The sequence below is a fragment of the Leptospira haakeii genome (assembly GCF_002812045.1).
GTDB lineage: Bacteria > Spirochaetota > Leptospiria > Leptospirales > Leptospiraceae > Leptospira_B > Leptospira_B haakeii.
Genome location: NZ_NPEG01000002.1, coordinates 344400 through 371065, shown reverse-complemented (window position 1 = coordinate 371065; position 26666 = coordinate 344400). Strand labels below are relative to the sequence as shown.

Genomic DNA, 26666 nt, shown 5'->3' with positions numbered 1-26666 from the left:
CCAAACAGCATGGCCTACCAACATAAAGAGTTCTTCTTTCAATCTTCCAGAGACGATACCAAGTTATACGGTCAGGCATGGACCAAATCAGGAGCCAATCGTGTAATTGTTTTTTGTCATGGATTCGGAGAACATAGCGGTAGGTATTCCAACCTCATCCAATATTTTAAGGATAGTGATGTAAACTTTTACGGTTTGGACCTAAGAGGCCATGGCAAATCCGAAGGCAAAAGAGGTCATGCTTCCGGTTTCGAGGCATTTGTAGATGATCTCGCTGACTTCGTGCAAGAGGTCCGTAAAAAAGAGCAGAAAGATAAGATTCTACTTTTAGGACATTCCATGGGAGGAGTGGTGGTCATCCGCTATGCCTTAGAAGGTATCAACCAGGATTATATTTATGGAGTTGTTGCTTGTTCTTCTGCATTAAAAATCCCTACTACTCCTTTCCAAAGATTCCAGATCTCTGTGGCAGGATTCTTACGTAAGATTGCTCCTTCCACCACTCTGGATGCAAATTTGGATACAAATTTGGTGAGTAGGGATCCTGAAGTGGTCCAGGCCTATATCGATGATCCATTAGTTCACGGCAAAATTTCATTTTCCATGGGTTATGAATTGTTCCAACAGGGAGGGATTGCGAATAGAAAGGCAGGGATCTTAAGAACTCCTATTCTAATTCTACACGGTTTAGCTGATGGGATCGCTGATCCGGCCGGAAGTCTGGAATTCTATAATCATTTGGTTTATAAGAATAAAAGAATGAAGACTTATAAAGGTTTCTATCATGAACTTATGAATGAACCTGTAGGAGAAAGAGATAAGGTCCTCAAGGATATCAAAGAATTTATGGATTCTCTGGTTCCTGAAAGGACAAAGTCTGCCGCCAAAAAGCCGAGCATAAAGAAGGCTGCCAAATCGAAACCTTCTCCTAAAAAGAAAACAGTAGCAAAGAGGAAGTAGCATTAACCGGAAATGAGCCGCTCTGCAAAAAGCCTGACCCGCAAAGGTCGGGCTTTTTTATTCCTTTCTTAATCTGTACGTGATTGTGAAAGAAAGGAAGAATAAGAAAGAAAGAACTCCAATCACACCATAAATCGTTTTTTCAGTAGAAACGAATATACTGCCATTATTGATCTCTCTTTCCTGGTTTGCAGTCTCGTTGATCGGTTCCCCGCCTATCACAGAAAGAGTGATTTCATACTGAGGTCCCGCATAACTTACAATATTCGAATTTACATCAGGAGGAGCGTCGACGGAAACAGGGCGTGTTCCCTTCTGCCCGATAAAAGAAACTTGCATATCCTTCGGCTTAGAGAAGATCACCTTCTCTCCTTCTTGGTTCTCGAATAAGAGCCTATCCTTAAATTGAGTAGGGGATAAATTGGTAGAAGGGATCACATAACTTACGAATAACTGAGAAGTCCCCGGAAGAATTGCCCTATCAATCACCCAGCCGTTTTTTCCCTTAGTCAATTGGATTGGGATCGCCATTTTATTCGTACTCTGGGTCAATTGAGCGCTTATATCTAAAGCTCCTTCAGGCACATAAACTTCTAATGGATCATTGGGATTTTGAAAACTTTTAGGTGGAATAGTATTATTAGTAAGAATAGATACTTTAGAAATTACTAATGCGTCTTTTTCTCTTACTACCTGTAGAAGGGATTTCGTTTTAACTACGGAACGATCCAAGGTCTTATCATAAACTGTGACTTCTTGTGGTCGGGACCTCATCATAGGTACCGGAGGGATCATCTTATTATAATTTACTCCGTTATAGGTCACTTGCAGTAGGATAGGAAGTCCATCAGGAGCATTGATCTTAGGAAGTTTGAAACTTCCTCTAACTGGACCTTGGTCAGGAAGAGGTAAAGGCATCATCTGTCTTTCTAAGGCGAAGAGACGAATCCCTTCTGCGGACCCTGGTCCGCCTGTGCTTCCATTTTTGAGGACAATCTGTAGTTCTAGTTCCTCCCCGAACAAGGGAGATAGGCTAAAACATATAAAAAGAGAAAAGAATAGGATTAGAAATTTATTCTGCATGGGACCGATTCCAATGTTTCTTATCCCCTGAAAAAGGGAAAGTCTTTCCGTTCTGATTCTTGTATCCCAAAACTCTAAAATTGTGGACGAATGCGGGGAATTTCATTAGAAAGGAAGGCCAAGAATGATATAAATAGAAAGAGGCTGCCTTGAAATTATTCAAAAGAATCCTTCTGGTGTTATTAAGTGTTTTCGCTTTATTACTTCTAGTAGTTTATTTTTCCACATTCCATCCATCCGACTTGGAATCAGTACAAGTAAAATGTGAAGAAGGTGCTCCGAGCCTGGAGTCTTCAGGGCCGATCAAGGTATTCTCTTGGAACATACAATATTTTGCGGGTAGAAATCGTGTATTTTGGTATGATGTTCCTGATGAATCTGGACCAGATACCGGACCATCTAGAGAAGAGATAGAATCTACTCTCAAAAAAGTAGCAAATGTGATCTCGGAAAGGGATCCTGATTTTGTTCTGTTCCAAGAAGTGGATGATGGAGCTAAAAAAACTTACTCTGAAAATCAGTCGGAACGGATTCTTCCCCTACTTTCAGACAAATACCCATGCCAAACGGAAGCATTCTATTGGAAGGCAGGGTTTGTTCCTCATCCAAAGATCATGGGTTCAGTCGGAATGAAGCTGACTATATTCAGTAAATATAAAATTCTTTCCGCTTCCCGCCATCAACTTCCTACTCCTCCTGCGGATCCTATCACCAAACAATTACAGTTAAAGCGTGCGATATTAGAAGCTCAGGTAGATGTAAAAGGTGAAAAACCTTTAGTTCTTTTGAATACACATTTGGATGCGTTCTCTATGGGAACGGATACAATGCAAAGACAGGTTGCATTTATAGAGAATTTGTTGGAAAAATTGGATTCGGAAAAAATGGAATGGGTCTTAGCTGGAGATTTTAATCTTCTTCCTCCTGGATTTTCCAGACAACAATTACATCCTAACGGAGCTTATTATTATAGTGACGACGAGGAAATTTCTCCCTTATTCAAGAAATGGAATTCGACCGCAAGTTTGGAGGAATTGAACGGACCTAACCGGGAAAAATTTTACACTCATCTCCCTAATGATCCTCAAATTGCGAAACCGGATAGAACTATAGATTATATATTCTATTCTAAGGGTTTAGTTAAGAAAGAATACTTAGTGTTAAAAGAAGGTGAGGCTTACGAATCCAGTGATCACCTTCCTTTAGAGGCGACCTTCTCCTTGGAATCCCGTTAATCAGGTCGGACAAATCCTTGCTCTTTTCTAAGAGGGCAAGAATTTGGAAAAAACGAAAGATAGGGCATTATGAGACCGTTTAAAATTCTGGGAGTGCAGCAGATCGCAGTCGGCGGAGATAGTAAGGATAAACTCAAAAAATTTTGGGTGGATACTCTCGGATTGCAAAACATTGGTTCTTTTAGAAGTGAAAAAGAGAACGTAGACGAGGATATCCTACAGATGGGCAAAGGGCCTTACGCTGTAGAAGTAGATATCATGGAACCTGTGGATCCAAGCAAAAGTCCAAAAGTGAATGATCCTAAACTGAATCATATCGGACTTTGGGTGGATGATATTCACAAAGCAGTAGAATGGCTGAGCGCTCAAGGAGTTCGTTTTACTCCCGGTGGGATTCGTAAAGGTGCTGGTGGTCACGACGTAACTTTTATTCATCCGAAAGGAAATGAAGAATTTCCACTTTGTGGAGAGGGAGTTCTTGTGGAACTTGTCCAGGCTCCTAAAGAAGTGATCGAAGCCTTAGGCTGAAGATCAAAAAAAAGGATCTCTTCGGAGATCCTTTTTTATTAAGGTTACTTAACGCCCTCTAGGAAGTAAGTATGCATCGGGCCTTTTCCTTTTACTTCGATCACATTCCTATCTTCGAAATTATACTTATCTTTTAAGGACAGATAAACGGATTCAGAAACATGGATCCTTCCTGTGGCTCCATGAGATTCCATTCGAGAAGCAGTGTTGACTGAATCGCCCCAGAGATCGTACACGAATTTATTTTTTCCGATCACTCCGGCAACAACCTCTCCAGTATGAAGACCAATACGGACATTAAACTCGAATTCTAACTCAGGTTTGAGTTCATTCAGACGATTCAACATGTCAAGTGCTGCTTGAGCAGCTTTATGGGCATGGTCTTCTGTTGGGACAGGAATACCGCCAGCCAACATATAACAATCGCCTATTGTTTTAATTTTTTCTAATTTATATTTGTCGGCGATCACATCGAATTCCGTGAAAATACGGTTTAAGATCTCCACAAGTCTTGTAGGAGTTTGGATCTTAGTGGTAAGTTTTGAAAACCCAACTATATCTGCAAAGAGTACGGTAGAAGAAGGGAAATAGTCCGCTATAACACCTTCTCCACCTTTTAAACGATCAGCAATACTTCTAGGAAGAATATTCAGGAGAAGGTTTTCAGACTTTTGTCTTTCTTCCTCTATACTTTTATTTAGGACTTCGATCTTTTCCAAAGAATCTTTTAATTCTTTGTTTCTTTTGGAAAGTGTTCTATAAGCATCCGCGTTATCCACACCGATTGCCACATAGTTTGCTAAGGTCCTGAGAATATTCAGCTGGTTCGGCTGGAATGCATTTTTAGAATAACTATGAACTGTAAGAATTCCGATTAAACGTTCCTCTACCTTAAGTGGAAAGTAAAGGGCAGATTGGGAGTTTTCTCCGAAATGTTTTCTTATATCAGATAAATAATTCGGGAAGTCTTTTTCGATATCCAGAGTGATCAGTTCTTTCTGTTGTTTTACACAATAAGAAGAAGGGTTATCTTCTTCTAGGGAATCTACGGAAGGTGCAGGCACATATCTTCCGTCTATTACACAAAACTTATATTTGATCTCTTTTTTTTCTTCGTCGTAAGTCCCGAATGCGAGAACATCCATTGGAACGATCGACTTGGTATTCTCATAGACTGATTGAATGATAACTTTAGGTTCAAGGGAAGAAGTGATGATCTTTCCGATTTCCGTTACAAGTTTGAGGTCCATATAAGCGGCCTCTAACATTATATTAGAATCGGTTAATGCTTCTTGGGTTTTGAGAAGTCTATGCTGGGTGGAATCCCCGATCTTCATGATCTTTGAAGATTGTTTGAGAAGGGACTCGTAGGATCCTACTAGGGTTTTTAATTTTAGTTTAGGATCCTCTTTTGTGTTCGAATCTTCTAAAAAAGACTGAGCATCCGAGAGAAGTTTAAATTCCTGCTCGAAAAAAGTATTTTGTTCTTTCGAAGTTTCGTTCTTTTCCACTTGTTCCGCACGAATGAAATCTTATTTATAAGATTTCATTTTAAAAGGCAGGGACAAATCGGAAGAGAATTCTTCTCCGGTTTCCTGCATGTCTTCATCGTCTTCTTTATAAAGCCACTCGACTTCTACCTTTCCACCTTTGTCATGATATTTCTGAAGATTGTCGAGAATATCCATGATCACTTTGGAAGAACTGGTATTAAAATAATCCATTTGAAAACGGAACTGGATCTGTTTGTTTGCAGTTTGGATTGCAGACAACCAATCAAAGACTGGTTTGTAAAACGCCATTGCGTTTTCCGGATAAGATTCTCCGATAATTTCCGCGAGCCCCTTGTCCGATTCTAAGATGATTTCCGGTGAAGTTTTAGTCTGTTGTATATGTAAGGATTCCATGATTAGTTTTCCTTCGTAAAGAATGCGGAGATTGTAAAAAAGGATAGTTTGCCATCCAATTTATCGAAACGAAATACCAGAGGTCCGTCTGACTTCCTGGCAATATCGATTAATCCCACACCTGCTCCTTTGCTATCTTCCGGCCTCTCCGATCTAAGTTGCTGTTGGTAGAAGGACTTTAATTCGTCCTTACTCATGGAGTTGATTTTTTGGATCCTTTCGGTCAAAAACTCGATCTTCTCGTTTAGTACCAAATTTCCCGAAGCAACATGGTAGCCAACCGAATTTTCCCTAACTATGAGGATCCCTACGCCTGCATCTTTCTGCTCTTCGTTGATTTTTCGCTCGGCGGAGTAGTGCAGCATATTTTGCGCTAGTTCAATAAATACCGCGAAAATTTTCTTTATTTTGGATTCCGTGCTCAAAGAAGTCCGGATCATTGATCCTAGTTCAGTTAGAACTTCCTGGGACAGTCTGCCCTTAAAGGATACGAGCAGATTGTATTCGCTGGTTTCCTGATAAGTCTTAAATAGATTTACGACTTCATTTTCCATCTTCAGCATCTTCCTTTTTCAGAAACATCTCCTTATCTTCCCCCCAATATTACACCGACTAGTGTTATGTCGTCCCGTTGAGCCTCTCCATTTTGGTGGGCTAACAGGAAGGATTCTAAACGTTCTTTTTGTTCTTCACCGGAAAGATGTTCTATCCCGCTTAAGAAGTTTAATAACCCTTTGGTACCTATTTTTTGTCGGTCCGGATTCGGCTGGTCCATAAATCCGTCCGTGGTTAAGTAAACACTCGTACGTATTCCTTTTTCCAAGGAGATGGAGTGTGTTGTAAATTTTCGCGTTTCTTCTTTTTGCCTTCCGCCAATCGAGAATCTATCACCTTTAATTTCGGTCAAGACTCCACCTTTTCCTATAAAAATAGGCCGTTTTGCTCCCGCAAAGTATAAATTGTTTCCTTCAATCTTTAATAGACAAAGATCCATTCCGTCTCTGGAATTTGTTTGGTCCATGTCTTGTTTGAGGGCCTGCCTTACTTTTTTATGCAGTTGTTCTAAAATAGAACCTGGATCGGTGATACCAATTTCATTCACAATCTGATTGAGCAAAGTATTGCCGATCATGGACATAAGAGCTCCCGGAACTCCGTGGCCTGTACAATCGACGGATGCGATATATATTGTATCTTCCTGTTTTGAAAACCAGTAAAAATCTCCAGATACTATATCTTTCGGACGGAATACTACAAAATAATCGGAAAGCGCACTTCCTAATACTTCAGAAGAAGGTAAAATAGCCTGCTGGATATTCAATGAATATGTAATACTGTCCGTAATATGCTGGTTTTTTAATGCCAGATCGTCGTTAGCCTGAGCTAATTCTTTGGTCCTTTCAGCTACTTTGCTTTCCAAATTCGCATAAAGTAATGCGTTATCGATGGAGATCGCTGCCTGAGAGGACAGAATTGAGATAGTCTGCAGTCTATCCGAAGTGAATGCTGCCTCGGAAAGATTATTCTCCAAATATAATATACCGATCAGTTCCCCTTGTTTGATGATAGGGGAACATAGAACGGATTTTGTTTTCCTTTCTCTAATATACGGATCTTTATTGAACTTCTCGTCCGCGAACGCGTTACGTAGAACCAGATCCTCTTTTGTCCTCTCAACATAGTAAATAACGCTGATAGGTATATTTTTACTCTCTTGGATCGGGATCCCTTGGAGAACTCTAATCTCATCATCGGTCGTACTACCTTCCGCTTCTACGAAAAGTTTTCCATCCCTTCTTAAGATCATAACTCCTTTTTCAGCGCCCACGTTTTCGATGGAGATCTGCATTAAGGTATCCAATAAGGATTCTAATTTGATCTCTCCGGAGATTGCAGTGGAACTTTTTAGAATGGATTGGAAATCCAAGGTTTGCCCAGAATATACTTCAGTAGCAGAAGCAGTTCTGGTGCTTAAGGTCCCGATCGTGCGAGTAGTGCGGAAGGTGTCTCTTCCCCCTTTTTCTCGGATGAATTCCGGGAACTGAGTTTTTAGGAGCTCCTGCTTTTTAGTCGCTCCCCATCTTCCGTATTTTTGGTAAGCTTCTGCGATGTACTGGGAACCAATCTTGATACTACCTTTAGAGAACCAGAATTTGGATGCAAGTTCTGCAGCTAAAGCCTCGTCATTATAATATTCGTTTTTGCCTGCAAGCTGAACCGCTTGTTCGTATGTTTTGGCTGCTTTCCAGTTTTTGTATTCTAATCTAGCAAGCTCAGCTTCTACCAAAAGGAATTTGTGCTCAAAGTTTTCGGGAGCGTTTTCAGCAAGAACTTTCAGTTTCTGTTGGTTCTTCTTGATCCTTTCTAAGAACTTTGCTTTTTGTTCTTGGGTAGAAAGTTTGTAGTTCGCAGCCATAGCTAAAGAATATAGATAAGCATGTTCTTCTACTGCGATCTGACCGGAGATAAATCCAAGCATACTTTCGGATTCTTCTAACTCTTTTAATGCACTCTCGGATTCTCCGTAGCTGAGAAGTGTTCTTGCCTTCATGATCTTAAAAAGACAAACAGGGAAAGGACTCTGGTGAGAATTACATAACTCAATGTAATTCTGCTCACTCATATCATCGATGGAGAATTCAAGTTGAGAAGAAGTTTTTCCTCGTAGGTTGGAAACTACCAGCGCAGAAGCGAGAACAGTATCGATTGCTAAGTTGTTTTTTACCTTTCGAGTGAACTTTAAAAGCCCATCTATTTTAGGTTTTACTAATTCTAGATTTTTAGACTGTAGGACCACGTTGACTGCGTCGTTCATCGCGCAGTAACCGCCGTGTAGGAATTCCCCAGATTCTAAGCTTGCCTGGATCCCTCTATGGTTGATTTCTTCCGAATATTTTAAATGTCTTACAAAAGGAGTGGTGTAGTTTGCAAGAATGTTGGCTGCTTTAGTGATCCCGCTTGGGTTCTTATACTTTTCACTAACTTTAATTGCAAGTTCAGCGAATTCGTAACCTCTTCTATATTGTTGGAATCCTGAAGTGAGAAGGATGGCATACATAGAATATCCGTACGGATCGGAAAGGTTTCCATACTTCAAGAATAGGTTTACCATTTTTAAGGAAACGATAGGGAAGAGTGATAATGCAAAATTATAAACAGTAGGAATGGCGCTGATCAAAAGATTCACTGCCATGATCTGTTCTTGTTTTTGGATCAGTGGGAGGTCCAACAAGGAATCTACAGTCTTTTCTTCTAGAGCCTTGTTTACGATCTCGATCTCTTCTCCTGTTACTTTCTCATGGTCTGTTTCAGGTATATCCACGCCTAACGGTTGGAGTGCCTTGATGATCATAGGAAGAGCTAAATCGAATTTTCCGAGAGCAGAATATTGAATGATCAGAAGGTTACAAGCATCCGCTTTTTCGATCGGAGATCTTGCGTATTTTAAAAGTGTATCGATCGTTTTTTGAGAATCCTCGAAATTTCCAGTGAGATATTGGGTTTCTCCCAATTCTCTGAAGATAGAATAACAAAGTTCATACTTAGAATTCCAAAGAGCATCATCTCCTTGAGAAGCTTCAGGTAGAAGGAAAAGTAATTCTCTCGCTTTCGCTATATAAGATAGAGCAGGTTTGTAAGCTGTGGAATTTTTAGCCTTCTTTCCCGCTATTAGATCTAATTGAGCTAATTTTAGTTTTTCAGCGGACTCCGTAATTAACCCGGAGCCGATATTCATATGATTCGCAATATCGAAAATATTATCTTCTATCTGTTTAGAATCCGCGCCTTCTATCAGGAATCTTCCTAATTGTAAGCGGATCTTCTTTTTCTTTTCTTCTTCTATAATTTCGTAAGCTGCTTGTTGGACCCTATCATGTTGGAATCGGAAGGTTACTGTTTTTGCAGTTTGGTAATTTTTATCCTTATTTGCAGCAGTTTCCTCGAAAGATTCCGCAAGTCGATAATTCTCTCCGATCGGGACAATCAATTCTTCTGCGATTGTTTCCTGCAAAGAACTGAGTGCTGTTTTGTAATCCGTCTCTAAAATTCTGGTAATAAGCGCCAGATCGAAACTGCTTCCGATACAAGCAGCCATCTCCAGTGTTTCTTGGATCTTAGGAGAAAGTTTACGAATCCTATTTACCAAAAGTTCTACAACGTTATCCGAAATTTTGGTGTTTCTGATCTTTGCGATGTCCCATTTCCAGATACCTTCCCCAGGTTTTCCGGAGCCCTGATCGAAATAGACCGAGTCTTCTTTGGCGAGTTGTTTTAGAAGTTCCCCGATAAAGAATGGGTTTCCTCCCGTTTTGGAATGGACGATTTCCGCGAGTTCAACTGTTTTATCATCGGAAATATAAAGACTGTCAGAGAGTAATTGCCTTACATCTTTTAACGCCAAAGGTTGGAGAACGATCTTATAAGGATCGAGGCCTTCTTTTTCCAAAGTATCCAATAACACTTGGAAAGGATGGGAAGAATCAACTTCGTTGTCTCTGTAGGCAAGTATGATGAAAAGGTAATTTACGGTTACATCTTCCATCAGGTTTTTAAGAAGTTCTAAGGAAGCCGTATCCGCCCATTGCATATCATCTAAGAAGATTGCAAGAGGATGTTCAGGGCTTGCAAAAACCTTAATGAAGTTTTGGAATACTATATAAAAACGGTTTGCGTTCTCTTGTGGACCAAGCTCTGGAACGGGATCTTGTTTCCCGATGATGATCTCTAATTCCGGGATCACGTCTGTGACCACTTTTCCGTTCGCACCTATAGCTTTTCTGATCTTACTTTTCCAAGCTTCGATCCTTTCCGGAGATTCGGTTAATATCAATTCTACTAAGCTGGAGAATACTTGTATGACGGCGGAGAAGGGCAGGTTTCGATTGTATTGGTCGAATTTTCCTGAAATGAAATAACCTTTGGATTCTGTAAGAGGTTTGTTGATCTCTTTTACGAGTGAGGATTTTCCCACACCGGAATATCCTCCGATTAGGACCATTCTGGATCTTCCGTTTGTGGCAACGGATTTGAATTCTTCCAAAAGTGTTTTGATATACTCGTCCCTTCCGTATAACTTCTGAGGGATCTTGAATTCAGTGGAAAAATCGGATTGGGCAAGAGGAAAAGAAGGGAAATCGGTCTTTTCTTTCCAGAGAGCGTAAGCCTTCTCCAAATCTCCTTGGAGTCCTCTCGCAGTCTGGTATCTGTCTTCGGCGTTTTTTGCCAGAAGTTTCATTACGATTTCTGAAAGTACTGTAGGGATCTCGGATCTTGCTTCTTTGGGAGAAGTTGGGATCTTAGCTAAATGAGCGTGTACTAATTGTAAAAGGTCTTCGCCGTCGAACGGAAGTTTTCCGAGAAGCATCTCATAGTAAGTGATTCCCAGAGAATAAAAATCACTTCTATAGTCTACGGATCGATTCATTCTTCCGGTTTGTTCCGGAGAAACATAATGGATGGAACCTTCTAGAATATTCGGTGCTGACCAAGAAGTTTCTTCTTTATTCAATTTGGTTGAAATCCCGAAGTCTATGATACGGATCTGTTTTTCATCTCTATTGAATATTATGTTTTCCGGTTTTAAGTCCTTGTGTATGATCTTTTTGGAATGGATCTCACTTAGTCTTTCTGCGAGCTGGATAGAAATCGGGAAAAAATCCGAAAGTGTCATCGGTTTTTTGGAGATAAAATCCTTTAAGGAACCTCCAGGTACGAAGTCCATAAAAAGTGCGAATCCATCTTGCAATTTTTCGAACTTAATAGGTTTAACAAAATAACCTGAAGAAAGTAAATTTAGGATCTCGAATTCGTTCCTAAGATTGACAACTGAAGGATGTAATTCGTCCAAAACCGGAAGAAATTTGATGATGACGGACCTATTATCCTCTTTACGAACAGCTTTATAAACTTCGGACGCAGATTCGGCATTCAGTCTTTCTTTTAGTTCGAACCCTGTTACGATCATCCTTCTACTTCACCTTTATTTTTATATTATATTCTAAATATCGAATTTTCAGAGACGATACAAAAGTCCGCCCCAATAAAATCCGGCTCCAACTGCGGGGGAAAGGATTAAATCGCCTTTTTTGACGATTCCCTTATAATAGTATTCGGACAATGCAATTGGAATGGATGCCGCAGAAGTATTACCCACTCTTTCGAAATTCAAAAGTATTTTTTCTTTAGGGAATTTTGTTCTTTTGAGAACATCCTGCACTACCACATCCGTTCCAGGGTGAGGGATTACCCAATCTATTTCCTCTAATGAGACATTATTCTTTTTTAATAGATCATCCATTGCAGAAAGAGTGAGATCCGCAGCATTAGTCACAAGTTCTGGATAACTTTTTATATAAAAATTCGGTCCTGGTCCTAATTCTATGATGTTTGCAAGATCTCCATCATCCTTTAGGAAAGAATCTATAATGCCGAATTCTTTATTTCCGGTATATTCTAATAAAACTCCTGCGGCTGCATCGCCTGCTGTGAATTCTCCATAACCGTTCATTCTGGTTCTTACTGAAAATCTTTCGCTACCGATTACGAGTGCGTTCTTATATTTGCCGCTACTCAAGAATGCGGATCCCATTTGTACTCCGTGAACAAATCCGGTACAAGCAGTACAAATATCGAATGCTAAAGAATTGGAAGTTCCTGCAAGTTTAGAAGCCTGAGGAGCCAGATCAGGTAAATAGAGGCGATCTGTCCAATTGGCTAAGATGAATAAGTCAATATCCTCAGGTTTTTTTCCTGCGTCTTTGAGGATCATTTTGGAAGTTTCTGCCGCCATGAATTGAGCAGTTTCTTTTTCGTTTGCCCTTCTTCTTTCCGTTACGCCAATATTGCCGATGACTGCTTTTTCGGCAGGATGCATTTCAGGATATTTTAATCTAGGTCGAATTTCGTCGTTAGTGACGATCCTTTCCGGGAGATAATGTCCAATCCCGGTGATTCGAACCCCGTTCGAAACTAGGTTTTTAGAATTCGCCATGGATCAATACTCCTTTGGTCCATAATAAATTTCCAGTCATAATTCCAATCTTTTGCTGCATCTTTATCATACTTAAGGCAAACGGGTATACACCATAAATTGTTCGGTGTAAATTCTTTCCGGATCTAATTCCCTCAGAGCAGTCAATTCATCTGCATTAATCTCAGGTTCTTGGGCGATCGGAAGATCCTCATCAGGAGGAAGCCAAAGTGTATATCTTAGAACAGCTTCTTCCGATTCCATCTCCTCGTCGGATGCTGGTGCAAGCCAGGAACTCAATTCGAAAGGATGGTCCGAGAAAGAAGTTCTTTTGAATCTACCGAACTGACATACTGCCTCTACTACTCGATCTCCGGGAGAAGTGATATGTTTTACTTTTCTCACAAATCGAAAGCGGTTCGCCTTTGCTACTACGATTGTGTCCGCAGTGGAGACAATATCATTTGCTCCACCGGATCCTACTAAGAAGTTTCCTTTTCCATCTAATACCGAGTTGATATTTCCGAACCAGTCCACTTCCGCCGCGCCAATTACTCCTAAACAATCATCAGGTACAACTGTTCCAAGTATACTTACTATATCGGATAACATAGAGCAATGTTGGGTGTGAAGTTGGCTGAAAAGAAAAACATCACCCACGAAAGGTTTCATTCCGTAAAATCCAAGCTCTGCAACGATCTTGATATGGATCCCTTCTTTTTCTAGAAGTTTGGCCGCTGTCCAGGCTGCCATATGCGCGGCTCCAATTCCTGCAAGAATCGTTTTATATCCTTTTGTTTTAACCTTCTCAATGATCGCTCTTGCAGCAAGAATGATCATCTGCTCTGAATCATTTACAGTTTTAGGATTTTCAGGAGAAGTAAGAGAATGTTCCGGAGGAGTCATCTTCAATCGTCTGAGTCTTGTTTCTCCGATCAGATCTAGATAATCTTCGTGGCCTCCGGATAATATTACATTTTCTTTATACCATTTTTCAGCCTTAGCGGGAATGCCTGCCGCTTTATTGGCTTCCATTTGGAATTCGTAATCATCCAGATAAGATTCAACACCTTCGAATGCAGGGATCTCAGGAAAACCTTGTACTCTTAAGGATTGAGGATGTGCTCCGTATCTTGCGGGAGCTATTCCCAAAACTTTTGTACTTGGTATAAGCACTAGTTCCGGAGGAACTGTTCCTCTTGGTACGATCTTCTCCACGGTAGCGATTACACCTTTGGTAGCTGCAAGCGCACCCCAGGCTCCTTCTCCAGCAGGTTGGGAAAGAACAATATTCCCGTCTTCGTCTGCTACTACTCCATGAACCAATGTGATATCAGGGCAGAGTGGAAGAAGAACTACCATGTCCTTCTCTTTTGTTCCTCTACTTTCGGAAACTAGATGAGGGCTTGCCGCTTCTCCATAAGGATTTCCTTCGGTAGGTTTATGATATAAAAATGCAGTCTTTCCTAATTTGTCCGTAATCAGGTCAGACCCTACCAAAGAATTCGAAACGAAGCCGGGAAGTTTCATTGCTCCCGCCATCAGTCTTTGCACCAAGGTAAGAAGGGACCAAAGTTCCAACTCGAAAGGTTTTCCTCTCATTAAGTCCTTGTATAAACTGTTAGGACTTGGCTTAGGATAATTATCTCCGGCAAAACCGGTGATCATCTTTTTTACGATGCCCGAAAGAGCAAGGCAATGAGCGCTAGAATGAATTCCTGCAACACTGATAGTAAACTCAGGATTTGTTCCTTCAAAAATTCGAGAGAGAGAATAGATAAGTGCATTTGGCCTAGACATTGTAGTTGCCAAGTGTAAGTACATGCCGGGTTTCACGAATTCCCGCACGAGGGAATCAGGATCAGAAAGAATCTTAGTAGTTTGATGATTCGATTCTTGTGGCATTCGTTTATTTTGCAAAAAAGCCCGGACAAAAGGCGTTTTCACCAAAGGTTAAATTTTTGACGGAAAAAAGGCCGAATTCATACGAATTCAGGGTGAAAATACTGCCAAATCGTGAGTTTAAATCCTGTGACATTTTGTATTTAAAGACTAACATCGTTTAATGCGAGTGTTTACTAAGTAAGAGGGATTAGGTCTCTCATTTTTACCAGACTTAGGTATAAAAAATTTCCCATCTTCCTCCCATTCTATCTGATACGGGAGATCCGGGCTTTAAGATCGGATTTCCAGGCTCCGATACTAAGATGGAACCCACAGGGAAAGAGAAGCTGAAATGTCAGAAGCCCCAAAAGAGTCTTTTAACTTCAAGACAGAGCTAGTTGTTCGCAGATCGGACACTAGAAGCGCCACCGTAGTAGGTGGACTTTTTGTTTCTCACCTAACATACGAAACATTTATTCCACTCGTTAACGAAGTATTCGATGCATTCTTAGAATCTAACTCCTGGTCCAAGGCAAATATTGCGGGAGCAAATATCATCATTCCAAAAATGGATGTGGAATATAAGTCCGAAGCGAAAGCGGGAGACGTTTTGGAATTTTCCGTCGGAGTTTTTAATTTAGGGAAGAAGTCTTGCGAGTTACATATCTCGGCTTCTCAAAAAGTTTCTAAAGAAGAAGTGGGAATTGCAAAAATTTCCCTAGTATTCTTCGACTATGTTTCTAAAAAAACCTTGGAGATCCCGTCCGCATTTAGGGCGAAATTCGAAGTATGAATTCTAAGGTCCAATCTTCTCAGACGGAAGCTGAGTTTCCTTCGGAATATTATTTTTCGACGGAGATACCGATCCGTAAGATAGATCTGAGTTTGGACATACATGTTTCTTTCGCAAGCGTGTTAGACCTTGTGATGGAGGCTCACCTTCAATTTTTTCAATACTTAGGTTATTCAGTAACTGATATACATGGAAATAGCATCATATTTGCAAATGCTTCCATACTATACCAGGGAGAATTATTATATAAAGATAAAGTGATTATAGATGTTTCCTTGGATAATTTCGGGGAGAAGTCTTTTGATCTATATTTCAGACTTTCTAAAAGAAATAGAGCGGAGAAGATCTCAGTAGTAAAGATCAGGGTTTTATTCTTTGATTATAAACTTAGAAAAGTAGTTCCGGTTCCTTCTGAATTCAAAAATAAATTCGATACTGGAAAATATATCAAGATGCAAAGTCCAGAGATCGGCAAAGAGATCTCGAGTGCAGTCGGTCCCGATGGATTTGTATTCGGATTCCGTAAATTGGAAGTTTGGAATCTATCACATGTGTTCCTTCTTCATTTATACGAGCTTTGTGAAAGCTGGAAAGGAAAAGTAGAGCCGAGCCTTTTAGAACATATCAGATCTATTTCTTCCTTATTACCTGTAAGGATCGCCGGTGCTTGGGGAACTAGGATCCGTGCGGAAAAAGTAAAAAATATACTAAGGGCAAAAGTACATTTAGAAGAGCTAAGATATCTTTTGATCTTAGTAGCTGATCTTGGAAAAGTAGATCCTTCTCAAGAGTTGGAAGATCTTCAGACTATCAATTCTCATCTCAAAAAATATCTGAACAAAGTCAGGACCGGAGAAACTAGAAAGATCCGATGAAAGATAAGGTCGCATTAGTTACAGGCGGGAATGCAGGGATTGGAAAAGCAATCGTATTGGAATTTGTTTCCAGAGGTGCAAAGGTAATATTCTGCGGAAGAAGAGAAGAAGAAGGAAAAAAAGTTGAAGAGGAAATTTTCAAACTTGGCGGAAAAGTAAAATTCTTTCGATGTGATGTGTCTGACGATTCTCAAGTAAAAGAATTACTTCAAAAAGCAGAGTCGGAATTTGGAGGTCTGGACTTCGCAGTGAATAATGCAGCAGTCGGAGGACTTGCAACTGATCTGCACCAATATCCTGAAAAAGTTTGGGACAAGGTAATCGCAGTAGATCTAAAAGGCACCTGGCTTTGTATGAAACATGAAATAGAACTTCTTTTAAAAAGAGGAGGAGGTTCTATCGTAAATGTTTCTTCGATTGCAGGATTGGTCGGAGCCGATTGGAAAGTGGCTCCTTATTCCGCGGCAAAACATGGAGTAGTTGGGCTCACAAAATCCGCAGCATTAGAATATGCAGAAAAAAAGATCAGAGTAAACGCAGTGTGTCCCGGATTTATTCGAACAGAAATGTTAGAAGGACTGTTTCATTCTTCGTCTGATCCAAAGGAGGCAGAGAAAAAAATCACCAGATTACATCCGGTCAATCGACTTTCTGAGCCGAGTGAAGTCGCAAAGGCGGCAGTTTGGTTATGTTCCGAAGAAGCTTCTTTTATTACCGGTGTGGCGCTTCCTGTGGATGGCGGCTACACTGCTAAATAAAAACGTAATATTTTTTCTTGTAGAAAAGTTTGGATGAGTCAAAATTGCGTAATTCCGTTTCGAGAATTGTAAGCGGTTTTTCCGGTCAAAAAAAATATGAAACTCCGGTATTATGCAATCACGGACAAAGGAAACTTTCGCTCTCATAACGAGGATTCTTTCTTATCCGTAGATAGTTTGGTATGCGGCCAAACTCACGGAGAATCAGAAGCGGTCCGTGAATTAGATACCGAAGAATTTTCAGGGTTATTCGCCTTGGCAGACGGTTTAGGCGGGCATGAAGCGGGAGAAATCGCAAGTAGGGTCGCGTTAGAGAAGCTTGCCTGGATGGAAAAAGCGATCCGTCCTATCGAAGAATTACCTTCATCCGGTTGGAAAAACTTAATCCGCAAAATTAATAATGAAGTAAACGCCTACGGAGAATCCATAGGAAAACCTAAAATGGGAACTACACTAGTGGGTTGTCTTTTGGGAAAAAGAAAGTCTTGGATCTTCAATGTAGGAGACAGTCGACTTTATCATCTCACGAAAGAAGGACTCAGTAAAGTAACAGTAGATCATAATATTGGAGAAGAGTTGGGTTCCAGTTATGGCCGAAATCTTTTGACCAGTTGTATAGGCGGCGGAACGAAAAGTATAGAAGTAGATACATTTGATTATTCCGGAAAATTATCCCCGGGAGATTTTATACTGATCTGCACGGACGGTCTTACTGAAGTTCTAAATATTGATCAAATTGAAAAGATCATGAGGGAACATGAGGATCTAAGGGAAACTTGTAGAATCCTCTCAGAAGAAGCAAATCTTAGGCTGACTAGAGACAATCACACGATTGTGATCATCAAGATAGATTCAATTTAAATACGAATGTCGCGGAGAGTTGCCGCTTCTACTTTGCACTCATAAGCCGGAAGAGTAGGCGCCTTCTAACAGAAATCGGGCGGTCAATCGGAAGAATAGATCCCCGTTGTCCGCCTCCTCTAATTGATACACCAAAGGCATATCCGATTTTCTTGCGATTTCAAAAAATCCTAAACCTGCACCCTTACTTTTTTCGGGCCTGTCAGAACGGATTTGTTCATTGTATCTTTGTTTGAGTTCTTCATGGGAAAGTTTTTTAACTTCTTCTATTTTATTTTTTAAGAATGTAGCTTGCTCTGGAGTGATCGCGTTTCCGCAGTTTAATTCCCAGTTATGGGCCTTTCTTCTTAAAACTAAAATACCAATTCCGCTCTTTTCGTCCCTTTCGATCGAATAGTGAGCAACGTTCTGAGCCATTTCCACGAACACTGTGAGAATCCTGTTCTTCTTCTTTTCTCCTTCTAACTTTTCTTTTAGAAGATCATTTAGAGAAGAGATGGTAGTCTCTGAAAAAGGGCCCTTATAAAGAAGAGCCACTCCGGTCCTTTTAAGAACATTATATTGTTTTGATAATTGCATATACCCCTCAAAACTCCGGAGCTGCCAAACTTACGAATGAAGATTGGCTTCCGATCGCAAACGCCATGGAAATTGCATATCTGATTTTCGCCTTTCTGGCTCCTTCTGCGACATGGTCATGATCACATTCAGGATCCGGATCCTCTAAATTGATTGTAGGACATAGAGTTTGGTTTTTCAACATAAGAGAAGTCGCAGCCACATTGATAATTCCTGCCGCTCCGAACGTATGCCCGAATATAGGTTTGATAGATCCAACGGGTGCCCAATGGAATTTAGGACGACCCTCATACAAATGACCGATCGCACGGCTCTCGGCTAAATCATTATTATGTGTAGCAGTTCCATGTCCGCAGAAATAATCAATATCTCCCAAACGGAGTCCACTGATCTTCATCAAATGTCTTAAACCCGTGGTTGCTTTTTTGCCGGTTAAGTCCATTCTCATCGCATGGTCCGCTTCATTATAACTATAAGTTCCTAAAACTTCCGAATAGATCTTAGCGCCTCTTTGTAATGCTCTGTCTAATCTTTCCATTACAAGAACGACTGCACCTTCTCCCAATAAAAACCCGTCTCTGTTCTTATCATAAGGACGGATTCCTTTCTTAGGATTATCTTTTTCGAGGGACATTACCCGGCTCATCGGATCGGAATACATCATCATCAAAGGTTGTAGAAGAGGAAATTCGTGACCACCCGCATACATTACTTCCGCTCTACCTTTACGGATGGCCTGGTAACATAAACTGATTGCATGATGCCCGCCTACACAAGCAGCGGATACTGTAGTTACAAAACCTTGGATATTCGCGTTAATTGCAGTCAGGTTTGTGGGGTTAGAAGCCATAGAAGTTAGAACGGAATAACGATCGAACACGTTATGATCCTTTTCTTCTAAATATTTTCTCCAAGCAAAATCCCACCAAGCCATAGAAGCTCTGGACGATGAATCTATAAAACCTACTCTGCTAGGATGTAAATCCCCTTTTGTGATACCTGCATCCTTATTTGCCTCTTCCATAGCGGACATTAACGCTAGGGTTTCTGTATTATAATTTTTAGAATATTTATCACTCAGATCAGGTAGATGTTTCTTCCAATCGAAAGTGTTCATCTCTCCTGCGACCTTGATCGGAAAGTTTTCTGTAGGGAAACGAGTGATAAAGTCCAGTTGGGATCTTCCCTCTGAAAGATTTGTCCAAAAGTCTTGTACTGAAAAAGTGTTAGGAAGAATGACTCCAATGCCGGTGATGACTACACGGGAGTTTTTTCCATTTTTAGATTTATCCATAGAATAGCGGGTTTAGAAATTACCTATGTGGATTAGTTTTGGAAATAAAAAAATCATTCCGAAACATATAAGACGCAAAAAAGGGAGAAAAATCTCACAAAACCCGAAATAGACGGAAAAAGGATTTCCGAAAGAAGTTGGTCTTCTAATTTGTTGGAAATTTATTTTGAGGTATCCAATGATACATATTAGAGTTTTAATACTACTCCTTTCCGGAATTGCCCTTATGGTTTCCTGTTCGAAATCCCCTGAGGACAAAATTTTGGCTTTGGCTCCTCGGTTCCAGAAAGCGCTTTGTTCCAAAATGATTGAATGTAGTAAGGACGATATAGCAAAGATACCGCCCCAATACAGAGCTACTCTTCCTGTTTTTATGCAGTCGGAAGAAGGATGTGTTTCCTACTTTAAGGAAAATTTTGATAAAGCAAGAGAACAAAGAAAGTCCCAAAAGAGAGAGTTAACCGAAGAGACTGTCGCTTCTTTCGAAGCTTGTATAGTCGGATTGGAAACTACTACTTGCGAACCTTTTAAAGGACAAAGAGGCCCAAGACTGGGAGTGCCTGGTTGCGAAAATCTGGAAAAGATTTCAAAACCTGAATCTCCTTAAAAATTTCCGGTTTTTATCAGAAGCCTGGTTGTTAGACCTATATCAGGATCAAAAATCCGGATATAGGTCAGATACATGAATTCCGAAGAATTAAAAAAAATCCAAACTCCTTTAAAAGACAAATATCGCGAAGCTCCAGACTCCGCGGTTTATACATTAAAAGCAAAAGGGAAATTAGGCGAGGGTATCTCTTGTAAACTAGAAACTGGCAGAGCACTCGCAGACGCTGGACTTCACCCTGCAACTGGTGGAAACGGAATGTTAGCGTGTTCTGGAGATCTACTTTTAGAAGCATTGGTTGCATGCGCAGGAGTAACGTTAGGTGCAGTTGCTACTTCCATCGGAATAAACATCAAAGAAGGTTTTGTAAGAGCGGAAGGGGATTTGGATTTTAGAGGAACTTTAGGAGTTTCTAAAGAGATTCCGGTAGGATTCAAAGATATCAGATTGTTTTTCGATTTGAATTCGGACGCAGATCAAGAGAAGATCCAAACCTTGCTAAAACTTACAGAAAGATATTGTGTGGTATACCAGACGATTGTTTCCGGGACAAAGATCGATACAAAGATCGCAAATAGTTCGGCTTTTGTTTGAGAATCGTTATTTCACTTTTTCTTTTTCGGTAAAAGACCAGTACACATAAAGTATAGCTGTTAAGATCCCGAGTGCAACCATCTGTCCAAGGTGAACGGTGGTTGCATATACCAAACCTTCCGAACTTTCTCTTCCTAATAATACGAAACCTGATGTAATGGAAGCATGATATACTCCTGCTCCTGATGGAGCAGAAGGTACCATTACCCCTACAGCTCCGCAGAACATGATAAATATAGTTTCTAAAGGACTTAAATGGATCCCTACTAAATATTGTAGAAGAGTATAATGGATCGCATATCCTAAAAGCCAGGTGCAAGCAGTCAAAATCCCATAACTGGAAACATTACGAAAAGTTAAAAAACTTCCCAATTCTGAGACTTGAGGCGCCAGTTTTTCGGAAAAGAATTCCTTCTTCCTGATTTTAGAAAATAGGAATTCTCCTAAGGAGATCAGTTGTTTATGAAATAATCGAACAATTACGAGTACGGAGAAGATCGCTAAGATCCCAAGTAATGGAAATAGTATCTTGGTTTCGGATCCGTTGACTCCTAAAATAAAAAGTGCACCTAAGCCGGCGCAGAATATAAAAGAGAAGTCTAAAACCTTTTCTAAGAAAATCCCACTGACCAAACTTCCATAACCTATATTCTCTCCCTTTTTGCAGAGATAGAGTCGGAAAATGTCTCCACCCCTTGCAGGTAGGAATTGATTGGCTCCTACTCCTATATAAGCGGAAAGAAGTGCGGTTCTAAACGGAACTTTTTTACCGAGTAGTAAATACCATCTCCAAGAGAATAAAAGTAATCCCCAAAGAATGGCTACGAAGAATGGAACTAAGAAAATAGGTTTCCATCTTTCTAAAATAGAAGTAAAACCGGAAAGATCCAGGTTCCAAAACAGGAAACCTAAAGATAAAACACTGATCCCGAACCCGAGTAATAATTTTTTCAAAATAGATCCTCGTTATAGATCAACCCGGAGGCCATTTCATTTGTCTTCCGCCAAGTACATGGAAATGAAGATGGAATACTGTTTGGCCGCCCAATTCACCCATATTATTTACGATGCGGAAACCGTCTTTGTTGAGCCCGAGGGATCTGGCAATTTCAGTGGCTCTATATAAAATTTCTCCAAGAAGAGCTTTATCCTCAGCGTTGGTTTTGTCAATGTCTACGATATGTTTTTTGGGAATGACCAGAAAATGAGTTGGTGCTTGGGGAGAAATATCATGAAAAGCTAATAGATTCTCGTCCTCGAAAATGATCTTAGCCGGGATCTCCTTATTGATAAGTTTACAAAATATACAGGAATCTATCATATTTTATTATCCAAACATAAACTTGCTGCTCCCAGGGCCCCAGTGACTGATTTTCCTGGAAGGATCTTTACGTATTCTTTGAATATGGGAAATATGATTTCTCTCACCCTGTTTTCAAGCCGTTTTCCGAAGAATGAATAGGACTTAGCAATCCCTCCGGATAATACGATATGTTCAGGATTGAGTAAATGGATTAGATTACGAATGAGTTGCGCTAAACTTTCGATTCCTTCTTCCAGAATCTCGTTTGCTTCTTTATGATGTTTAGAAGCAAGATCGAATAGGGTCTCTATATCAGAAAGTTTGGAGCCTGTCTTTTCTAAAAACCTCGAAGAGAATCCGCTCGCGCTGAAATAAGCTTCTGTACATCCTCTTTGTCCGCAGCCACAAAGCGCTCCGCCTGGATGAATAGTGGTATGTCCAACTTCCATAGAATTTCCAAGATACCCGTCGAATAGTTTACCTTGAAAAACCCATCCTCCGCCTAAACCCGTTCCCAATGTAAGAACGATTAGATTGGAAGAAGTTTTACCTTCTCCGAACCAATACTCTCCGAGCGCGGCGCAGTTTGCGTCGTTATCGTAATATACTGGAACACCAAACTTCTTCTTTAAAAAATCAACTAAAGGAACATTCTTTAATAAAGGAAGATTTGCAGAAGAGATTAATATTCCATTTTCTTTATCTATTGGTCCCGGGCTTCCAAGTCCGATACCTTTTACCTGATCTTTACAATCTGAAACGAGTTCAGAGATCTGTTCTTCAAGAGAAGATAAAAAAAGTTTTGAATCCATTTCCGGCCCGGTCTTTCGATCTGATTGAGAGATCATTTGGCCAGAAGAATTGGTAAGGCAGGCTTTAATACTTTGGGCGCCGATATCCACGCCTATAATAGAACTCATTTAACGACTCTAGTAAAACTTCCTTCTCTCATTTCGTAGATCGTCTTAGCATCGAATGCAAGATTCATATCATGGGTCACGAGTAGGATCGTGAGTCCCCTGGAATTAAAATCGGAGAGAAGTTTACGTACTAATTCACTGTTTTCCGGATCCAAGTCACCGGAAGGTTCGTCTGCGAGAAGCATCTCTGGTTCGTTGATGAGTGCTCTTGCGATTGCAGTCATCTGTATCTGTCCACCGGAAAGACTACTTGGGAGTTGATTTCGAATTGTATGAAGATTCAGACTAGAGATTAAATATTCACATTTTTCTCTGTATTCCTGCTCTTCGAATTTTCCAACTAATAAAGCAGGAAGAAGAATATTCTCTTCTACAGTTAGGTGAGAAACAAGTTCCGAAAATTGGAAGATCAGTCCTATATTTTTCGCTCTAAATCGAGCGAGTTCCCCTTTGGTCATGGAGGAAAGTTTTAAAGTATCGAAGTAAATCTCTCCCGCGCTACTGGATAACATACCGGTAATCATGGAAAGGAGTGTAGTTTTTCCGGAACCGGAAGGTCCTACAATCGCGACATAGTCGGATTGGTTGATATCGAATGAGATCCCGTTTACTGCCTTGGTGGAACCGTAATGCCTGGAGAGATTATTAATCCTAAGGATCATTTTCCCCTCCTGATCGATCTATAAGGATCAACCAAGGTGTATAAATAAGCTATAAGAGCACTGACTCCACCGATCAAAATGGCCTCAGAGACCAAACTCACGAGGTAGTCCATTGGAGAGACCAATTCCGACTTTCCGATAGGGATAAAAACGCTTAAAATTAAAGAAAATAAGAACCCGATCCCGTGAATGATCCAAAGTTCGACGGTTTGTAGGAGCACGACCCCCTGCCTATTCCCTCCTACAGCCATCATAATTCCGTTATCCCCGGAACGAGTCATTATCCGGACTATGCTCATAAAAATTAAAGCAAGGCCACAAAGAGATAAAAGCAAGTACGGAGAATTCAGGAATAGATCGATACTAGAAATGTCCGTGGGTCTTTTTTCCGTACGAAGGGAGAAAAATCCGAATAAAAATCCGTAGGCGAAAAACGTCGAGAATACGACGTGCAATACACTGGTGATCCAGTCCCGGAGAAAAAGGGAAAATGCAAACCTCAGGTAAGTGATTCTTCCCATCGGGAGCAGGATATTGAAAACGTTTGATTTTATCCAACATTTATTTAGTTAATAGCAGAAATTCCGAAAAATGATCTTTGTAATTCTCGTAGCAGCTGGAATCATCCTGATCGTCGCAGCAGGTTCCTTTCTCATTCAATCCAAAAAGGATTCGTTTGAGAAGGCTCTTGCTTTGGCGGCTATGGGAAATTACGTCGACTCTAGGATTTTGATCAGAGATATTCTAGATTCAAATCCATCTAACACTCGGGCTCACTTTATCATGGCGAAAATTTATGCCATGGAAGGTGATTATAATAACGAAGCAAAACATTTAGATAAGATCAAAAAGATCGGTAGCTTCGATAAGGAAATTTCGGAAATAGTGGTATCCAATCGTCTCGCTGATATTTATTACCAACAAGATCTATATGAAGAAGCTGTATTTCATTATTCGGATACTCTCTCCGTAGACCCTGATAATCTAGAGGCATGTATCCGTATCGGTTTTATGGCGATCGGTCAGAAAGAATTCGGGATCGCAGATAAATTCCTCTCCAGGATCCCCGATGAGAAGATCAAAATGCCTGCATTACTCATAGGAAAAGGTGTGGTCGCTGGTATCCTAAGAAAAGGAGATCCCAGGACTTATTTCCAAAAAGCATTCGAAGAAGATCCTACTTCTTCGGTAAGTGGATTTTTATATGCAGTCTCTTTGTCAAGAGCCGGAGAACATGACGAGGCAATCCGCGTAGCAAACTCTGTGGTAGATGTTGTTACAGACGAGTATGTTCGTTACACATTATTTCAATTTATCATGTTGGAATTCATCATGAAGGGAAATTGGAATGAAGCTTTAAAACACGCAAGACTATGTATGGAAATCGCAAGGAATAATGGATGGAAGCAAGAGATGATCGACTCCGATTTCCATTTCTCCTTGATCGCTGTTAATATGGGAAGGTTGGAAGACGCCAGCGAATATCTGATCGAAGCAGAATCCGAAAGAGTGGATGATGATCGGATCATTGAACTTGCAAATTATAAATACCAAGTAGAAACCAAAAGATTAGAACTTGGAAAAGTTTCCAAAAGTGGATTTGTCCCGGAACAGGAACTTGGAAAATTATTCGCAGAACTATTTCCAGTAGAACGTTATTATGAGATCTCCGGTTTAAAATCTTCTAAATCCTTTCACATCAAAGGGATTATAGATGAAGAAGGCAATAAGATCGTAATCGATGTGAATAAAATTGGTATCAGCGCCATGGATCATTATAGATCCTTAAAGGGTGTGGATTTCAAAAACTTATGCGTGAAAGTAGTTCTGGCCCTGAATTATACGGTTAGTAGGGAGATTCCCAACAAAGAAGGGGACGGAGTCAATTTCCAAGGTCTGAACAAAACCGACAAAGAAACTCGTGCTCTTTTCAAATTCAGAAAATGGAAGGACGCTAAAATTTCGGATATATTCTTAAGAGATACCTTGGGCCAAGTAAAAGATATGGCATTGGACAAGGCGTTTATTATAGGCGATGCGGAATTTACAGAAGGAGCCCGCAGATTTTTGGCGGATAATCCGTCCAGACTCTCCGTACTATATGGAAGAGATTTAGAAGAACTATTAAAAAAGGCGCTGAAATCCCAGGGCTAACGGGAACCTTCAGCTTTATTAGGGGTCCTAAACATGTTCTATCTATCTTTCTACGGATCCGCTTTGTTCAGAGGACTCTTACTTCTAATATTATTACAAGTTTCTTGCATTACTATAAGGGGAGAATCTCCTCTTTCTGCTAAGCGAAGTCCCGAAATCCCTCCAACTGTTACTCAAGGAAAAGTTTTTTTAGCGGGACATACCGGAGAACACTCCAAGGATACGGAAGAGATCCTGAAATTATTACAACGTCTCGTTTCAGGAACGATCGCAAGGGATTTGAACTTTTTACCTGAGGTCGTTTCCAAAAAAGATGGGATCTATCTGGACATAAAAGGGAATTGGACCAAAGAACAACTTATACAAGAGCTTTCTAGTGCGGATAATTATTTTCGTATATACTTCTTCGAAAGAGAACTATTAGAAAAACAGAAGAACTCGAAAGAAGTAAGAACTGTTCGGGATTTGTTACTCTCTTCCGGAGGAATAGAGGTCGATTTTTATTATGAGAGCAAGAGCGCTTGCGAGTTAAAACTGAAATTTAAAGAAAACCAGAAACTAGAAAGGGAACTGATCAATCCGTATTTCATAAAGCAAGACGGGAAATGGTACTTATTCCGGCTTTTCTAAAAATGAAATCTTCTAAAAAGGCAAACGGACTTGCGGTACCAGGGCGTGATATTGAAATAGCCATAAGGA

The 26666-nt window shown here is 40.4% G+C and carries 25 protein-coding genes; 11 read left to right on the top strand and 14 right to left on the bottom strand.

From position 1 onward, the window contains the following. Nucleotides 1-9 precede the first annotated feature (9 nt). Complete coding sequence (locus CH377_RS07225; protein ID WP_100723132.1) at nucleotides 10-960, top strand: alpha/beta hydrolase; 951 nt, start codon at nucleotides 10-12, stop codon at nucleotides 958-960. A gap of 57 nt (nucleotides 961-1017) precedes the next feature. Here the strand turns inward: CH377_RS07225 and CH377_RS07220 are convergent, their stop codons facing one another. Next, entirely contained in the window at nucleotides 1018-2043 is a 1026-nt protein-coding gene (locus tag CH377_RS07220; protein ID WP_243402011.1) for a hypothetical protein, read from the bottom strand. A gap of 149 nt (nucleotides 2044-2192) precedes the next feature. On the opposite strand from CH377_RS07220, the gene CH377_RS07215 reads away from it, so the two are divergent. Then, complete coding sequence (locus CH377_RS07215; RefSeq protein ID WP_100723130.1) at nucleotides 2193-3278, top strand: endonuclease/exonuclease/phosphatase family protein; 1086 nt, start codon at nucleotides 2193-2195, stop codon at nucleotides 3276-3278. A 69-nt stretch (nucleotides 3279-3347) separates the two neighbouring features. Beyond that, nucleotides 3348-3806: a VOC family protein gene (locus CH377_RS07210; RefSeq protein WP_100723129.1), complete on the top strand. Its 459-nt coding sequence runs from the start codon at nucleotides 3348-3350 to the stop codon at nucleotides 3804-3806. A gap of 44 nt (nucleotides 3807-3850) precedes the next feature. Here CH377_RS07210 and CH377_RS07205 read toward each other — a convergent pair whose 3' ends face one another. The 6 genes from CH377_RS07205 to CH377_RS07180 all read right to left on the bottom strand — a co-directional run bounded on the left by CH377_RS07205 (nucleotide 3851) and on the right by CH377_RS07180 (nucleotide 14588). Continuing rightward, on the bottom strand, nucleotides 3851-5317 hold the full coding sequence (locus tag CH377_RS07205; protein ID WP_100723128.1) for an adenylate/guanylate cyclase domain-containing protein: 1467 nt from the start codon (nucleotides 5315-5317) through the stop codon (nucleotides 3851-3853). A gap of 21 nt (nucleotides 5318-5338) precedes the next feature. Beyond that, nucleotides 5339-5713: a DUF1987 domain-containing protein gene (locus CH377_RS07200; protein WP_086446050.1), complete on the bottom strand. Its 375-nt coding sequence runs from the start codon at nucleotides 5711-5713 to the stop codon at nucleotides 5339-5341. A 2-nt stretch (nucleotides 5714-5715) separates the two neighbouring features. After that, on the bottom strand, nucleotides 5716-6267 hold the full coding sequence (locus CH377_RS07195) for a SiaB family protein kinase (RefSeq protein ID WP_100723242.1): 552 nt from the start codon (nucleotides 6265-6267) through the stop codon (nucleotides 5716-5718). A gap of 32 nt (nucleotides 6268-6299) precedes the next feature. Beyond that, complete coding sequence (locus CH377_RS07190) at nucleotides 6300-11678, bottom strand: protein kinase domain-containing protein (protein WP_100723127.1); 5379 nt, start codon at nucleotides 11676-11678, stop codon at nucleotides 6300-6302. A 48-nt stretch (nucleotides 11679-11726) separates the two neighbouring features. Further along, nucleotides 11727-12704, bottom strand: a complete 978-nt coding sequence (locus CH377_RS07185) for a ketoacyl-ACP synthase III (RefSeq protein ID WP_100723125.1) — start codon at nucleotides 12702-12704, stop codon at nucleotides 11727-11729. Between the two features lie 72 nt (nucleotides 12705-12776). Then, entirely contained in the window at nucleotides 12777-14588 is a 1812-nt protein-coding gene (locus CH377_RS07180; protein WP_100723124.1) for a CoA-transferase, read from the bottom strand. 331 nt (nucleotides 14589-14919) lie between these two features. Between CH377_RS07180 and CH377_RS07175 the strand changes: the two genes are divergently transcribed. The 4 genes from CH377_RS07175 (at nucleotide 14920) to CH377_RS07160 (ending at nucleotide 17854) form a co-directional block, all read left to right on the top strand. Beyond that, nucleotides 14920-15360 (top strand): acyl-CoA thioesterase, encoded by a 441-nt coding sequence (locus CH377_RS07175; RefSeq protein WP_100723123.1) that lies wholly within the window; start codon nucleotides 14920-14922, stop codon nucleotides 15358-15360. Further along, a complete protein-coding gene (locus CH377_RS07170) occupies nucleotides 15357-16235 on the top strand; it encodes a four helix bundle protein (RefSeq protein WP_100723122.1) in 879 nt (292 codons plus the stop codon). The genes CH377_RS07175 and CH377_RS07170 overlap by 4 nt, the downstream gene beginning before the upstream one ends. Further along, nucleotides 16232-16993, top strand: coding sequence for an SDR family NAD(P)-dependent oxidoreductase (locus tag CH377_RS07165; RefSeq protein ID WP_100723113.1), 762 nt, complete (start codon nucleotides 16232-16234; stop codon nucleotides 16991-16993). The genes CH377_RS07170 and CH377_RS07165 overlap by 4 nt, the downstream gene beginning before the upstream one ends. A gap of 96 nt (nucleotides 16994-17089) precedes the next feature. Further along, nucleotides 17090-17854, top strand: a complete 765-nt coding sequence (locus CH377_RS07160; protein WP_100723112.1) for a PP2C family protein-serine/threonine phosphatase — start codon at nucleotides 17090-17092, stop codon at nucleotides 17852-17854. A gap of 39 nt (nucleotides 17855-17893) precedes the next feature. Here the strand turns inward: CH377_RS07160 and CH377_RS07155 are convergent, their stop codons facing one another. Further along, nucleotides 17894-18433 carry a SiaB family protein kinase gene (locus CH377_RS07155; RefSeq protein ID WP_100723111.1) on the bottom strand — a complete coding sequence of 180 codons (540 nt, stop codon included), beginning with the start codon at nucleotides 18431-18433 and terminating at the stop codon, nucleotides 17894-17896. 7 nt (nucleotides 18434-18440) lie between these two features. After that, complete coding sequence (locus CH377_RS07150) at nucleotides 18441-19727, bottom strand: beta-ketoacyl-[acyl-carrier-protein] synthase family protein (RefSeq protein ID WP_100723110.1); 1287 nt, start codon at nucleotides 19725-19727, stop codon at nucleotides 18441-18443. 178 nt (nucleotides 19728-19905) lie between these two features. On the opposite strand from CH377_RS07150, the gene CH377_RS07145 reads away from it, so the two are divergent. After that, nucleotides 19906-20334 (top strand): LA_2478/LA_2722/LA_4182 family protein, encoded by a 429-nt coding sequence (locus tag CH377_RS07145; RefSeq protein ID WP_100723109.1) that lies wholly within the window; start codon nucleotides 19906-19908, stop codon nucleotides 20332-20334. A gap of 75 nt (nucleotides 20335-20409) precedes the next feature. Beyond that, on the top strand, nucleotides 20410-20928 hold the full coding sequence (locus tag CH377_RS07140) for an OsmC family protein (RefSeq protein WP_100723108.1): 519 nt from the start codon (nucleotides 20410-20412) through the stop codon (nucleotides 20926-20928). Between the two features lie 6 nt (nucleotides 20929-20934). Here the strand turns inward: CH377_RS07140 and CH377_RS07135 are convergent, their stop codons facing one another. Genes CH377_RS07135 through CH377_RS19855 form a run of 5 tightly spaced genes read right to left on the bottom strand, consistent with a single transcriptional unit; the run spans nucleotide 20935 to nucleotide 24094 of the window. Continuing rightward, the gene (locus tag CH377_RS07135; protein ID WP_100723107.1) at nucleotides 20935-21882 is read right to left on the bottom strand and encodes a lysylphosphatidylglycerol synthase transmembrane domain-containing protein; all 948 of its coding nucleotides are present in this window, start codon (nucleotides 21880-21882) and stop codon (nucleotides 20935-20937) included. 19 nt (nucleotides 21883-21901) lie between these two features. Next, entirely contained in the window at nucleotides 21902-22249 is a 348-nt protein-coding gene (locus CH377_RS07130; protein ID WP_100723103.1) for a histidine triad nucleotide-binding protein, read from the bottom strand. Beyond that, nucleotides 22246-23151, bottom strand: a complete 906-nt coding sequence (locus tag CH377_RS07125; RefSeq protein WP_100723102.1) for an ROK family protein — start codon at nucleotides 23149-23151, stop codon at nucleotides 22246-22248. Before CH377_RS07125 ends, CH377_RS07130 begins: the two co-directional genes overlap by 4 nt. Then, a complete protein-coding gene (locus tag CH377_RS07120) occupies nucleotides 23148-23813 on the bottom strand; it encodes an ABC transporter ATP-binding protein (RefSeq protein ID WP_100723101.1) in 666 nt (221 codons plus the stop codon). The genes CH377_RS07125 and CH377_RS07120 overlap by 4 nt, the downstream gene beginning before the upstream one ends. Further along, nucleotides 23810-24094, bottom strand: coding sequence for a hypothetical protein (locus CH377_RS19855; RefSeq protein WP_243402009.1), 285 nt, complete (start codon nucleotides 24092-24094; stop codon nucleotides 23810-23812). Before CH377_RS19855 ends, CH377_RS07120 begins: the two co-directional genes overlap by 4 nt. Nucleotides 24095-24404: 310 nt before the next feature. Here CH377_RS19855 and CH377_RS07110 point away from each other — a divergent pair, with 310 nt between their 5' ends. After that, the gene (locus CH377_RS07110) at nucleotides 24405-25967 is read left to right on the top strand and encodes a tetratricopeptide repeat protein (protein ID WP_100723100.1); all 1563 of its coding nucleotides are present in this window, start codon (nucleotides 24405-24407) and stop codon (nucleotides 25965-25967) included. Between the two features lie 33 nt (nucleotides 25968-26000). Continuing rightward, complete coding sequence (locus CH377_RS07105) at nucleotides 26001-26597, top strand: hypothetical protein (RefSeq protein WP_100723099.1); 597 nt, start codon at nucleotides 26001-26003, stop codon at nucleotides 26595-26597. The last annotated feature ends 69 nt before the right edge of the window (nucleotides 26598-26666 follow it).

What these genes read in the sequence shown, in the direction of transcription:
- CH377_RS07180 (WP_100723124.1), bottom strand. Translation starts at nt 14,588, where the DNA reads ATGCCACAAGAATCGAATCATCAAACTACTAAGATTCTTTCTGATCCT.
- CH377_RS07125 (WP_100723102.1), bottom strand. Translation starts at nt 23,151, where the DNA reads ATGAGTTCTATTATAGGCGTGGATATCGGCGCCCAAAGTATTAAAGCC.
- CH377_RS07140 (WP_100723108.1), top strand. Translation starts at nt 20,410, where the DNA reads ATGAATTCCGAAGAATTAAAAAAAATCCAAACTCCTTTAAAAGACAAA.
- CH377_RS07155 (WP_100723111.1), bottom strand. Translation starts at nt 18,433, where the DNA reads ATGCAATTATCAAAACAATATAATGTTCTTAAAAGGACCGGAGTGGCT.
- CH377_RS07120 (WP_100723101.1), bottom strand. Translation starts at nt 23,813, where the DNA reads ATGATCCTTAGGATTAATAATCTCTCCAGGCATTACGGTTCCACCAAG.
- CH377_RS07130 (WP_100723103.1), bottom strand. Translation starts at nt 22,249, where the DNA reads ATGATAGATTCCTGTATATTTTGTAAACTTATCAATAAGGAGATCCCG.
- CH377_RS07165 (WP_100723113.1), top strand. Translation starts at nt 16,232, where the DNA reads ATGAAAGATAAGGTCGCATTAGTTACAGGCGGGAATGCAGGGATTGGA.
- CH377_RS07150 (WP_100723110.1), bottom strand. Translation starts at nt 19,727, where the DNA reads ATGGATAAATCTAAAAATGGAAAAAACTCCCGTGTAGTCATCACCGGC.
- CH377_RS07220 (WP_243402011.1), bottom strand. Translation starts at nt 2,043, where the DNA reads ATGCAGAATAAATTTCTAATCCTATTCTTTTCTCTTTTTATATGTTTT.
- CH377_RS07170 (WP_100723122.1), top strand. Translation starts at nt 15,357, where the DNA reads ATGAATTCTAAGGTCCAATCTTCTCAGACGGAAGCTGAGTTTCCTTCG.
- CH377_RS07195 (WP_100723242.1), bottom strand. Translation starts at nt 6,267, where the DNA reads ATGGAAAATGAAGTCGTAAATCTATTTAAGACTTATCAGGAAACCAGC.
- CH377_RS07105 (WP_100723099.1), top strand. Translation starts at nt 26,001, where the DNA reads ATGTTCTATCTATCTTTCTACGGATCCGCTTTGTTCAGAGGACTCTTA.
- CH377_RS07160 (WP_100723112.1), top strand. Translation starts at nt 17,090, where the DNA reads ATGAAACTCCGGTATTATGCAATCACGGACAAAGGAAACTTTCGCTCT.
- CH377_RS07110 (WP_100723100.1), top strand. Translation starts at nt 24,405, where the DNA reads ATGATCTTTGTAATTCTCGTAGCAGCTGGAATCATCCTGATCGTCGCA.
- CH377_RS07190 (WP_100723127.1), bottom strand. Translation starts at nt 11,678, where the DNA reads ATGATCGTAACAGGGTTCGAACTAAAAGAAAGACTGAATGCCGAATCT.
- CH377_RS07225 (WP_100723132.1), top strand. Translation starts at nt 10, where the DNA reads ATGGCCTACCAACATAAAGAGTTCTTCTTTCAATCTTCCAGAGACGAT.
- CH377_RS07185 (WP_100723125.1), bottom strand. Translation starts at nt 12,704, where the DNA reads ATGGCGAATTCTAAAAACCTAGTTTCGAACGGGGTTCGAATCACCGGG.
- CH377_RS07175 (WP_100723123.1), top strand. Translation starts at nt 14,920, where the DNA reads ATGTCAGAAGCCCCAAAAGAGTCTTTTAACTTCAAGACAGAGCTAGTT.
- CH377_RS07145 (WP_100723109.1), top strand. Translation starts at nt 19,906, where the DNA reads ATGATACATATTAGAGTTTTAATACTACTCCTTTCCGGAATTGCCCTT.
- CH377_RS07210 (WP_100723129.1), top strand. Translation starts at nt 3,348, where the DNA reads ATGAGACCGTTTAAAATTCTGGGAGTGCAGCAGATCGCAGTCGGCGGA.
- CH377_RS07200 (WP_086446050.1), bottom strand. Translation starts at nt 5,713, where the DNA reads ATGGAATCCTTACATATACAACAGACTAAAACTTCACCGGAAATCATC.
- CH377_RS19855 (WP_243402009.1), bottom strand. Translation starts at nt 24,094, where the DNA reads ATGACTCGTTCCGGGGATAACGGAATTATGATGGCTGTAGGAGGGAAT.